The sequence below is a fragment of the Aphanizomenon sp. CS-733/32 genome, assembly GCF_028330045.1.
Taxonomy (GTDB): Bacteria; Cyanobacteriota; Cyanobacteriia; order Cyanobacteriales; family Nostocaceae; genus Dolichospermum; species Dolichospermum gracile.
Map to the genome: position 1 here is coordinate 56,235 of NZ_JAQMSE010000202.1, position 11,115 is coordinate 67,349.

Here is an 11,115-nt window from a genome sequence, read left to right on the forward strand (position 1 = left end):
TACAGGTTATAGGTGCTACGCCACGGTGAGAGAATAAAAGGCAAAAGTGAAGATAAATATTTCCTTTAGCCCCTTTATTTGTTTTACCTCCCAGTTTCTTCATTTTCTCATTTTCCCAGTCGCCTAAAATTTAATTTTTAAAGTAAAATACTTAATTGCTTGATTCACCGATTTTCTAGACGCAAGTTGTGTGAACATAAGCTAAATCGCATACCTCAACCAGCTATCTATCGTGCAAGATACCGACTCCATGAATGATATTGCGGCTGCACTCCAACAGCCAGCAGATTTAGACTTTGCATTGCCTGATCCAGAAGATGAACAAATTCCTGAATCTGACTTTTTACAACAACTTGATGTAGCATGGCAGGTATGCGATCGCTTTGACTTGCAAACAGAAATTTGGCGTGGTCGCATTTTACGTTCTATTCGTGACCGTGAGAAAAAGGGCGGAGATGGACGGGGGACAGGCTTTCTCAAATGGCTCAAAGAACGAGAAATCAGCAAAACCCAGGCATACAGTTGGATTCAATTAGCCAATAGTGCTGATACCTTGATATCCGATGGCAAACTCAACCCAGATACAGTTAATAACTTCAGTAAACGGGCATTTGTAGAAACTGCCAAAGCGTCTCCAGAAGTACAACAGATGGTGAGTGAAGCTGCGGAGAAAGGCGATCGCATTACCCGCAGAGAAGTCCGTCAACTCAGTGACGAATGGACAGCCATGTCTTCCGATTTATTACCGGAAGAAGTCAGGGAAAAAGCCGCAGATAACAGCCTCCCACCGCGCTACATTGCCCCTCTGGTCAAGGAAATGGAAAAACTGCCCGAATTGCACCAAAAGGCATTACAAAGGGATATAGCCGCCAATCCTGATGTTGATACTGTCAAACAAGCCACTTCAGAAGCTAGGCAATTAGCCAAATATCTCAAATCTGCTGCCCAAGTCCAAGCCTTAATAGCCGAAGATGTGGATATTGAAACCGCATTAGAAGAAGCGCAAAGGGTCGGTTGTTTAAGTATTGCTGCTGACTTGGTAAATCAAGCATCGCAAATTGAACAAACCATCGGCAAATTGTATATGACCTGGAAAAAAATTAGTAGTTTAGCAGATAGATTATATGTAGATACTGGTGCAAGTACGCCTAATTTGCGATCGCTCCTCACCTGCATAGAACCACTAGGAGGAGAAATCATGGAACTGCAATTAAGCGGGACAATAGAACACACCATCAGATTACAGATTCAGGAAACGAGTTAGGACTTTGTAGGGGTAGCTCCCCCGTGCCTACCCCTATATTTCGGTCAACCACAGGGGGTTTGCCCCTACCTATAAATTTCCTCCATTTTCTTCGCCAGTTCCACATCTAAATTGCTAATAGCATTACCGATATCGTGGGTAACAAGATTAACCTGAACAGTATTGTAAACATTAAACCATTCCGGGTGATGTCCAAGTTTTTCCGCGTGAACACCCGCACTAACCATCCAACCCAACGCCGTGGCAAAGGAGCTAAATTTATATTCTTTGTATAATTTGCCTTCTTTGATTTGCCATCCTGGTAAACTATTCAGAGCTAATGTTAGTTCAGTTTCGCTCAATTTTTGTGCTGCCATTTTTCTCACCTACACAGAGATTTATAGATACTAATCCTATTTAATTATCATCTTTTTTGTGTGTTTGAGCTTCTATCTTTTGAGTAATATTTGTAGATATAGCAGATTGCAGATTCACAAGATCCTGATTCTGACAATTACAAGTTCCTATGAACTGCGTGGACGTTCAGGCATTTTTAAATCATATAAAAATAAATGCAGAATTTCTAGTGGTGACATTGGGGAAGCATGAATCATTAAGTCATCATTACCTGGATGTAGATGAAATCGTTTTCCTTGATTGTCATTATTGTGTTCTGGTAAATTTAGATCAAATCGTAAAAATTTAGTTGGGTTATCTTCTAAAAATTTTGAGTAGTTCATAAATTTTAGAATAATATTCTTTGTTTAAAAGCTTATCATCACAGGCTTTTGTTAAACACCTCAAAATCTCACTTCGCAAGAAGTTAGCACTTTTCACTGTTAGGGGAGTCTTTTCTAATAATCGTGCTTGTACATTCTCACAAATTTGCTCCCAGTCACTCTTACTGCTCAAATTAAATCTCCCCTTTCCAGAAGCACAAGCCATTCAGCATATTCAGGTTCAGGTGGTAAAGTTCGAGTTTCAGCCATTTCGATTATTTGAGAGTCAGTGAAACCTGACCATTCTCGAAGTGTCGCTAGTCTTTCCTGAATTTCTTCAACACTGAGTAATTCTGTATCTTTTAAAAATGAATATACCCTAGAACCGAGCCAACTCACAATATTTGGAGCATAAGAAAACATAGTTTTTGCTGATTCTGGTGATAAAATCAGCACTAATCCGCGTTTTCTCATCAACGAACTTCTCATACAATCAAATTCATACCAATTATTTTTATCCCATTGTTCAAAGTTCCACAGAATTAAATAATCTTCAGTTGCTTTCTTAATTTGCTTTACTAGAGTGTTAGTCTCATCATTTGCAGAGAAACATCCCACTTCGCATTCTGCAAAAATAGTTAATATTTCTTGTAAATCACCTACTAATTGCTGACTATCTAAATTTGCAGTAATGAGTGCTGACCAAGTATTTCCGTTTGGCTGTGAGCCAATTCGCTGTAAAAATTCATCAATAGAAAGTGATTTAATAAAATTACTCATTTTAAAAATAGTTTTAAACTGGTATTTGTTCTAGTAGTGGTTTAATAGCTGGATGAACTGCATAACGTAGTTTTGGATATCTATATTCAAGAATTACTCTTCTTACCAATAATCGCAAATCTTCGTCAGTTCTAGGAATAAATGTTCCTGTTTGAAGAACTTGCTTAATAACTTTCAGTTCATTATCTGATATACCAAGTAATTGATTCCTACCAGTTGAATCAACAGCTTTTAAAACTTGTTTTTCTTGTACTCTATCTTCACCTGATAGATATGTTTCCTCAATGGAGGCTTGTGTCAGAGTAATAAAGTCTCGTAAAACCCCACCAGAAAAGCGAATCAAAGCTTTAATTGCTGATTCTTCTATAAAATCTTCTGATGAGCGAGTTTGAATAATTTTCTCACAGAATTTATAAGCTTCTGGATCATTTTCAACATCAAAAAACGGCTGATAGTAAAAATAGTCTAAACTTTTATTAATGGTATCATGATAATTTCCATAAATTGCAGTTAAAGAACCTACTAATACTAGACCAACACCCGCAGATGATATTGCCTTTGCATCTGAAAACACAAGCTGCATAAACATTTTAGCATCATCAAGCCTATCTAATCCATCAAATAGAAGAACTAGATTTCCATATTTTTCTGAAGTATATTTAGTTAATTCACTGACCGTTTTTACTAACTTTAAACTTATCCCATATCCTTCTGATTTCTTTGGAATAATACCTTTTACTATAATAACTTCATCATATTCATGCGGCTCAGGATATTCGTCGTAGTTGTAGGATGCATAACCATTTGCAAGATCACGAATTAATTCGACAGATTCTATAATATTTTTATCTGTACTATCTTGAATGAGTTTAGCAATTTCTAATCCTGCAATCGCAGTTAAAACACCACTTGTTATTTTAGAAATATCTGTATATTCACTAACATCTATATATATTGCATGAATATCTTCTATCTCATTAATTTGCTGACAAGCAACTAACAATTGAGTTGTTTTCCCAGATCCAATTCCTCCTACAAGAAGATGTGAAGAAGAGGGACGCAAAGCTATACGATTTGAGATATTATCTACAAGTAACTTTCCTGGTGCGTGGACATAATAACCACTTTCAATTGCTTCTGATGGATTTGCTGCACCCTCAAAAGCTGCCATTCTTTCCCGAAAAAGCTTTAGTCGGTTTGACATATAACTTAAACTCTCTGTTTACGAAATTGTGCGTCCTGTGAGAAATAGCTGAATATCTTTAATGATTATTATAAATATATAACAGTTTTATTTCTCACAACTCACTATTAAAACCGTCCATTTCCCTGAACAATATGCTTCACCGTTGTCAATGTTTCCAAACTAATAAATCCCCGACGATGGCCTTTTTGATTGGACATTCCTAAAAATACAGCCTCTCCCCGTGAGGAGTGACGGGAAAAACGCGGGGAAGCATTGATGTAGGTGGAAGCGCTATTTACTCCTAATGCAAATTGGCGACTTTCTTGGTAGGATTCAGTGACAATACTATCAGCATGACTGCTACTATATTGGTTAATCCAAGCGATCGCACTTTCTAAACTATCCACTAACTTAAAAGCCACTGTTTTGGTTAAATACGGTGTTCCCCATTCCTCATCTTTGGCTAATTGCAATTGGGGAAATGCTGCAACTAATTCTGCATCTCCTTTAAGTTGAAAACCTTTTTCTTTCAAGCTACTCCACAGCACTGATAAGGAAGATGGTAAGGCTTGACGATGCACTAAAACTTTTTCAATGGCATTGACTTGATCTGGTTCGCTTTCATGGCTGTCCATAATCATCCAGCGAATCATTTCTAAGCTACTATTTACTGACCAATACAGATAACAATTACCCATTGCTGATTTTAACACTGGGCAGGTTGCTTGTCTGACTACCTGTTGAATTAAACTGGAACGTCCGTAGGGAATAACTAAACTTAAATACTGATCTTGGGTAACTAAGTCTCGCACTGAAGCACCATGTTCAGCGGTGATTAATTCTACACAACCTGCGGGTAATCCGACTTTGGTAATGGCTGTTTGCAAGGCGTTAGCGATCGCAGTATTAGAATTACTAGCCTCCGTACTACCTTTAAGAATAATACTATTGCCCGTTTTTATGCAAAAACCAGCAGCGATCGCCCCCAAATCCGGGAAAGCCTCATAAATAAAGGCAATCACCCCCAAAGGCATCAATTGAGTATAGCTTTGAGAGTCTTCCTGTTGATAATCAGCAGTTCTCACCCGGCGTAAAGGATCAGATAGTTCTCCCAATCGTTGCAGAATTTTAATCGTATTCTCCAACCGAGAGGGAGTTAGCTTCAACCAGTCCAGAATTAATTCGGGAACTGCCATTTCTCGACTTGCTTCTAAATCCAGCGTATTAGCTTCGAGAATTTCATCAAAATCACTTTCTATCGCTTGTGCCATTGCTAACACAGCGCGACTCCTATCTATCCCCTTCGTCGTTCCCAATTTTAAGGAAGCCTGAAAAGCGCGGTTAGCACTTGTCATCGGTTCGGGGTAATCATCAATCACTTCACCTGTCATGGAGTTAACGTCTGTAAGTAAGCCAGACCATTAGTGCTGGCAGAATTACCAATAGCAATGCTACAATTGCCCAAGCTATGATGTTGGAACTATTAGCTAATCGTAGGGCTAATGGTAGCCATATGATCACTAACACAAAAATAATGCTGAGTGTTATTGGTAAATAGTTTTGTCCTAACCGGGGTTGAACAATTTGCCAGTTATTGCCTTTCCAGCGCCAAGCACGCTTGTAAGGATAAGTAGTAGAAAGTTGTTCCAATACATATCCATTTTCTTCGACAACAAAAATCTGCTGACAGCGATCGCATCCAAACGCTTCTGTGAGTGTAATGGGAATTAACTGTCCATTGCGACGACAAGGACAAGCATATTCCTTATTTAAGTCAATTTTATCTGGTTTTTGAGGTTGCACAAGCGAGATGAATAACTTGGGCGGTTTTTTACATTATTCCCCAATTTTCCTGAAAATCAGTATGGGAAACTTTGAAATTGCGTCTAATAATATAGCTGGGAAAGTTTTCTGAGAAACTCCCGAACTAAAAATCCACCGTTGACAAATTTAGCAGTGATGGACAATCTTTAGTGTTATTTTAATATATCAACTTTAACTAGAAAGCGGGTGATGGGATTCGAACCCACGACATCAACCTTGGCAAGGTTGCGCTCTACCACTGAGCTACACCCGCGAACTCACCAATAAAATTATTATTCCAGATATATTCAGCTTTGTCAACCCCTTAGCTCAACTTTTTTTAGTTGTCAGTTGTCAGTGGCAAGAATTTTTAACCAATTACCCATCACCTATTACCCATCACCCAATTAACTTGCTAAATTTGGGCGTAATTGGCGCATGAGACTAGCCATTTCTATAGCATTCATAGCATATTCCCAACCATGATTACTCTTGATGCCGGCTCGTTCTAAGGCTTGCTGCATGGTATCTGTGGTTAAAATGCCGAAAATTACCGGCACACCTGTTTGGAAACTAACCGCAGCAATACCTTTAGAAACTTCTGACGATACATAATCAAAATGCGGTGTTTGTCCTTTAATGACTGCACCAAGGCAAATTATGGCATCATAACGGCCAGATATTGCTAACTGACGGGCTACATTAGGAACTTCAAAACTACCAGGAACCCATACATAATCTACTTGCTGTCCTTCGGGGTCAGGATCTATACCATGACGCTTTAAGCAGTCTTTACATGCTTCTACTAATTTCAAGGTGACAAGATCATTGAAGCGAGCGATAATCAATGCAAAGCGCAAAGACTCGGTGTGCTGAAAATTTCCTTCAAAAACTGCCATAACTGCCTCTAAATAAATTTAGATAGAATAACTGCTTTACTAATATACTTTTCTGCCAGCAAAACAGAAGAGCAGGAAAGCACAATCAGAAAAAAGTCGTTGAGAAAACAATACCTTCGCAAAACTGAAAAAAGCCTGATTAGTAGGTTGGGTTGAAGTAAGGAAACCCAACAAATGCTTCGGTTTGCGCTGTTGCTTAATCCAACCTACAAAAAATGGCGAAGATATTGAAAAAATAAAGTTTTTTCTTTTTGACTCTTTTACCTGAGCTTTTCTGCTCCCAAAAGTTTGTACGGTATGCGCTAGTGAATACTTAAAGCATTCAACTAAACCACAAAAAAGTTTAATATACCAACTAACACGACTAAAGCGGCCCAAATTGCTGAACCAACCCAGAGGAGTTTTTTAGATTCTACCCAGTTTTGAGGAGTAGCGTAAACAACAGGTACACCAATCACAAGCACGAAGGAGAACAGGACTAATGATATTAAAGCGATTTGAAATACTATGCTCATTTTGTTTTTCCCAACATAACTAAATCTTAGTTTTCCCGGAACTGCTGCTGTATAAACAGTTTAGGGTTTTCAGTGAACCTTATGAACTCACAAGGCATCGCCTGATCAATTAATATTTTACGTCTGGTTTGTAACAGTTGCTCACTTCTGATCTTCCAATCTGTTTTTTTCTTTCGGGGATTGGGAAAATGATTAAGATAGAAATTATCTTCTCTGTTACCTGTCACCTGTCACCGTGGCGTAGCACCTGTCCCCTGTCACCTTAAATACATGGATTTAATTCTTTGTCACACAACTGCGGATTTTGATGCTTTGGGGGCAGCAGTGGGGTTAACTTGTCTGAAACCAGGGAGTAAAATTGTCTTGACTGGGGGCGCACATCCTCCTGTGCGGGACTTTTTGGCCTTACACCGTGATGAGTACCCCTTGATTGAAAAACGTTCCGTAAATCCTGAAAAGATTCGCTCTTTAATGGTTGTGGATACTCAAAAGCGCGATCGCCTTGGTAAAGCCGCTATCTGGTTCGATTTACCCAATATCCAAGAAATCATCGTTTATGATCATCATTTTGGACAAAATAGAGACATTCCCACCACCCAATTATATATTGACGAAGTAGGCGCGACAACTACCTTAATGGTAGAAGAATTGCAGAAAAATAATATTTCTCTAAATTCTGCCCAAGCAACTGTAATGGCTTTGGGTATTCATGTTGATACAGGTTCATTAACCTATAAACAATCTACAGCCAGAGACGCTTTAGCTTTAGCTTGGTTAATGCAGCAAGGGGCAAATTTATCAGTTATTTCTACCTATCGAGATCCTGGTTTATCACCACAATTACAACAATTATTAAGTACAGCTTTAGAGAATTTAGAATATCTTTGTTTGCGGGGATATACAATTGCTTGGGTGACACTAAAAACCGATGGTTTTGTCCCCGGTTTATCAGGTTTAGCTTCCGAAATTATTGATTTAACAGAAACCGATGCTGTACTGTTAGCAAATGAATATCCTTTAGGTGAAGATGATTGGCGATTAACAATAATTGGGAGAACACAAATTCCCCAAACAAATCTTAATTCCTTATTTCAACCTCATGGTGGTGGGGGACATTCCCAAGCAGCATCTCTCAACCTCCGCACTACAGATTCCCAACCCGTTTTACAACAATTATTAGATAGTTTAAAAGCCCAAATTCCCCATCCGCCCACAGCTAGAGATTTAATGTCTTCGCCAGTGCGAACAATTCGCCCCGAAACTACCATAGCCGAAGCCCAACGGATTTTATTGCGTTATGGACATTCAGGTTTATCTATAGTTAATAATCAAGATTTATTAATCGGAATTATTTCCCGTCGGGATTTAGATATTGCTTTACATCATGGGTTTAGTCATGCACCAGTTAAAGGTTATATGACAAGTAATTTAAAGACAATTACCCCCGATACTTCTTTACCAGAAATTGAGTCTTTAATGGTGACTTATGATATCGGCAGATTACCAGTATTAGATCAGGGGCAATTAGTTGGTATTGTCACCCGCACCGATATTTTAAGAGAATTACATCAATTAACCATTCAAAATATAGAATTAACAACTGATAATTATTCTCGAAATTTAGGACTCAATACTGAATTAGAAAAACGTCTCACTCCTCAGCTTTGGCAATTACTCAGTCTCGCATCTCAAGAAGCAGAAAAACGCGGTTGGCATCTTTATTTAGTGGGTGGTGCTGTGCGAGATTTACTATTAGCAGAAGCGGAAACTCGCAGTTTAATAATTAATGATATTGATTTAGTTGTTGATGGTTTTCATAAAACCGCAGATGTGGGTGCAGGTGTAGAATTAGCTAAAGCCTTACAGCAAATTTATCCAAATGCGAGATTAGAAATTCATGGCGCTTTTCAAACTGCGGCTTTATTATGGCATAAAGATTTAGTATTAGACTCATTATGGGTAGATATTGCCACAGCAAGAACCGAGTTTTATCCTTATCCAGCAGCAAATCCAGAAGTTGAAGCTAGTTCCATTCGCCAAGATTTATATCGGCGAGATTTTACAATTAATGCAATGGCTTTGCGGTTAACTTCTCCCCGTGCTGGTGAATTATTAGATTTTTTTGGTGGTTTTATAGACTTACAAAATCAGCAAGTTCGGATTTTACACCCTAATAGTTTTATTGAAGATCCGACTCGGATTTATCGCGGAGTGCGGTTTGCGGTGCGGTTTGGATTTTCCCTAGAACCCCAAACAGAAGCCTATATTCGTTATGCGATAAATAGCGGAGTTTATGATCGAACAAGTCAAGAAAATAGTAAAACTCCAGCTTTGCAAACTCGGTTAAAAACCGAATTAAAATATATATTAGCAGCACCTTATTGGCAATCAGCTTTAGAATTGCTGGATAATTTGAGGGCTTTACAATGTATTCATCCTACTCTAAAATTAGATGGAGAACTTTCTCGACAATTAAATTTATTAAAACACTGTTTCAGGAAATTTGACAAAAAACAAACTTTAATAAATTGGCAAATGCGTCTAGAAGTATTAATTGCCTATTTACAACCAGAATATCGAGGAAAAGTAGCTAGAAATCTGCAATTAACTGATGATAGTATTATCAGATTAGAGAAATTATTTACAGTTGAATCTGAGATAAGTATATTATTACCGACTTTTGAAAAACCTAGTCAAACTCTCTATTTACTCAGAAAATATGATTTGCAAACTTTAATTTTAATTGCTTTGCACAGTCCCCGGAAAATCAGAAGACAGATTTGGCAATATTTAACAAATTGGGGAAATATTCAACCCCTCTTAAATGGGAATGATTTAAAACAATTGGGTTATAAACCTAGTCCCCAATATAAGCAAATACTTGATGATTTATTGACTGCAACTGTAGATGGTATAATTAAGGATAAAGCAGAAGCACAAGAATTTTTAGCCAAGCATTATCCGGGGTAATTGATATTAAAAATATGAGGTTGATATGCAAATTCAAACATCCAGCAAATATTACACATCTAATAATCGTCGAACTGCTGTTAATACAGGGCTAATAATCCATTCAGAACGAGCTTTTTGACTACCTCGTGCAAGTACCAATGGTAAACCTTCTTCTAGTTCTTGACGTAGCAAATCATCAGGTTTTACAGGAGGTACATCTGGAAAAAACCGTCCTCCTTCATGGATGGCGATCGCTAAATCCTGACGGACTTTTTTTAGTGTAAAATCACTGTAAGGCATAGTTATAATTAATCTTTGCTACAAAAACAGAGTTTAGTTCCGTAGCTTGGGTTGTGGAACGTAAACGTATCCCTGCGGAACACTGCGTGAACGCGGAGCAATCGGAACAAAACCCAACATCATATTATTAAAACATATTATGAAAACTTTTGTTAGGTGGCGCGATTCCTGGGGAGCGCTTCGCGATCGCTTACCCAACCTACATTTGATTGTAGATTAAATTGTATCAGGATCTATATTTAACTCCCGCAATTTTGCTGCTAAACGTTCTGATTTTCTCGCTTCCTTTTCGGCCCTTTGGGTTTCCTGTTCTGCGGTTTCTTCAGGGGTAAAAACTAACTTTCCTTCTGGTGTAAAATACCGCAATAATCCCTCATGAATCCCTAAATATAAATCTAATTGCTCACTCCATAAATGTCCTTTTTCATTTGCTTCTAGAGGTTGATATTTTCCATCTAATAAATGAAAACCTGCAAATTCTAGTGTATAAGGATCAAACCAAAAATAATCCGGGGTGCGGAAAGTGTTTTGATAAAGTTCTTTTTTGTATTCTCTATCTGTATTCGCTGTAGTTGGGGAGAGAATTTCTAAAATTACATTGGGATATTTACCATCTTCATTCCAAACTACCCAACTTTTCCGAGTTTTGCGTTCTGTTCCCAATACAACAAAAAAATCTGGACCTCGGAAAAATTCTGATTTTTTCTGATTAGGACTA

The 11,115-nt window shown here is 38.0% G+C and carries 12 protein-coding genes and 1 tRNA gene; 2 read left to right on the plus strand and 11 right to left on the minus strand.

Annotated elements, in window-relative coordinates; translation table 11 throughout:
- Window positions 1-232: 232 nt before the first annotated feature.
- Complete coding sequence (locus PN471_RS16935; protein ID WP_271777843.1) at window positions 233-1,264, plus strand: hypothetical protein; 1,032 nt, start codon at window positions 233-235, stop codon at window positions 1,262-1,264.
- Between the two features lie 65 nt (window positions 1,265-1,329).
- Here PN471_RS16935 and PN471_RS16940 read toward each other — a convergent pair whose 3' ends face one another.
- From PN471_RS16940 to psbZ, 9 genes are all read right to left on the minus strand, one after another.
- Window positions 1,330-1,620, minus strand: coding sequence for a 4a-hydroxytetrahydrobiopterin dehydratase (locus PN471_RS16940; protein WP_271777844.1), 291 nt, complete (start codon window positions 1,618-1,620; stop codon window positions 1,330-1,332).
- Window positions 1,621-1,767: 147 nt separating this feature from the next.
- Window positions 1,768-1,983: a hypothetical protein gene (locus PN471_RS16945; RefSeq protein ID WP_271777845.1), complete on the minus strand. Its 216-nt coding sequence runs from the start codon at window positions 1,981-1,983 to the stop codon at window positions 1,768-1,770.
- A 168-nt stretch (window positions 1,984-2,151) separates the two neighbouring features.
- A complete protein-coding gene (locus PN471_RS16950) occupies window positions 2,152-2,742 on the minus strand; it encodes a hypothetical protein (protein ID WP_271777846.1) in 591 nt (196 codons plus the stop codon).
- 13 nt (window positions 2,743-2,755) lie between these two features.
- A complete protein-coding gene (locus tag PN471_RS16955; protein ID WP_271777847.1) occupies window positions 2,756-3,946 on the minus strand; it encodes a hypothetical protein in 1,191 nt (396 codons plus the stop codon).
- Between the two features lie 107 nt (window positions 3,947-4,053).
- Complete coding sequence (locus PN471_RS16960; RefSeq protein ID WP_193898238.1) at window positions 4,054-5,319, minus strand: glutamate-5-semialdehyde dehydrogenase; 1,266 nt, start codon at window positions 5,317-5,319, stop codon at window positions 4,054-4,056.
- Window positions 5,320-5,323: 4 nt separating this feature from the next.
- Window positions 5,324-5,731, minus strand: coding sequence for a hypothetical protein (locus tag PN471_RS16965; protein ID WP_193898236.1), 408 nt, complete (start codon window positions 5,729-5,731; stop codon window positions 5,324-5,326).
- A gap of 202 nt (window positions 5,732-5,933) precedes the next feature.
- Window positions 5,934-6,005: transfer RNA gene (locus PN471_RS16970), tRNA-Gly, on the minus strand.
- A gap of 133 nt (window positions 6,006-6,138) precedes the next feature.
- Window positions 6,139-6,630, minus strand: a complete 492-nt coding sequence (gene ribH, locus PN471_RS16975) for a 6,7-dimethyl-8-ribityllumazine synthase (RefSeq protein ID WP_193898234.1) — start codon at window positions 6,628-6,630, stop codon at window positions 6,139-6,141.
- Window positions 6,631-6,956: 326 nt separating this feature from the next.
- The gene (gene psbZ, locus PN471_RS16980) at window positions 6,957-7,145 is read right to left on the minus strand and encodes a photosystem II reaction center protein PsbZ (protein ID WP_168465880.1); all 189 of its coding nucleotides are present in this window, start codon (window positions 7,143-7,145) and stop codon (window positions 6,957-6,959) included.
- Between the two features lie 270 nt (window positions 7,146-7,415).
- Here psbZ and PN471_RS16985 point away from each other — a divergent pair, with 270 nt between their 5' ends.
- Complete coding sequence (locus PN471_RS16985; protein WP_271777848.1) at window positions 7,416-10,115, plus strand: CBS domain-containing protein; 2,700 nt, start codon at window positions 7,416-7,418, stop codon at window positions 10,113-10,115.
- Window positions 10,116-10,166: 51 nt separating this feature from the next.
- Here PN471_RS16985 and PN471_RS16990 read toward each other — a convergent pair whose 3' ends face one another.
- Together PN471_RS16990 and PN471_RS16995 are read right to left on the minus strand one after the other, a co-directional pair.
- On the minus strand, window positions 10,167-10,397 hold the full coding sequence (locus PN471_RS16990; RefSeq protein WP_271777849.1) for a hypothetical protein: 231 nt from the start codon (window positions 10,395-10,397) through the stop codon (window positions 10,167-10,169).
- Between the two features lie 216 nt (window positions 10,398-10,613).
- A partial coding sequence (locus tag PN471_RS16995) for a Uma2 family endonuclease (protein ID WP_271777850.1) occupies window positions 10,614-11,115 on the minus strand: 502 nt, incomplete at its 5' end.

Bases quoted from the DNA above. Each gene is read 5' to 3' on its own strand.
- PN471_RS16940 (WP_271777844.1), bottom strand. From the start codon at position 1,620: ATGGCAGCACAAAAATTGAGCGAAACTGAACTAACATTAGCTCTGAAT.
- PN471_RS16945 (WP_271777845.1), bottom strand. From the start codon at position 1,983: ATGAACTACTCAAAATTTTTAGAAGATAACCCAACTAAATTTTTACGA.
- PN471_RS16950 (WP_271777846.1), bottom strand. From the start codon at position 2,742: ATGAGTAATTTTATTAAATCACTTTCTATTGATGAATTTTTACAGCGA.
- PN471_RS16955 (WP_271777847.1), bottom strand. From the start codon at position 3,946: ATGTCAAACCGACTAAAGCTTTTTCGGGAAAGAATGGCAGCTTTTGAG.
- PN471_RS16960 (WP_193898238.1), bottom strand. From the start codon at position 5,319: ATGACAGGTGAAGTGATTGATGATTACCCCGAACCGATGACAAGTGCT.
- ribH (WP_193898234.1), bottom strand. From the start codon at position 6,630: ATGGCAGTTTTTGAAGGAAATTTTCAGCACACCGAGTCTTTGCGCTTT.
- psbZ (WP_168465880.1), bottom strand. From the start codon at position 7,145: ATGAGCATAGTATTTCAAATCGCTTTAATATCATTAGTCCTGTTCTCC.
- PN471_RS16985 (WP_271777848.1), top strand. From the start codon at position 7,416: ATGGATTTAATTCTTTGTCACACAACTGCGGATTTTGATGCTTTGGGG.
- PN471_RS16990 (WP_271777849.1), bottom strand. From the start codon at position 10,397: ATGCCTTACAGTGATTTTACACTAAAAAAAGTCCGTCAGGATTTAGCG.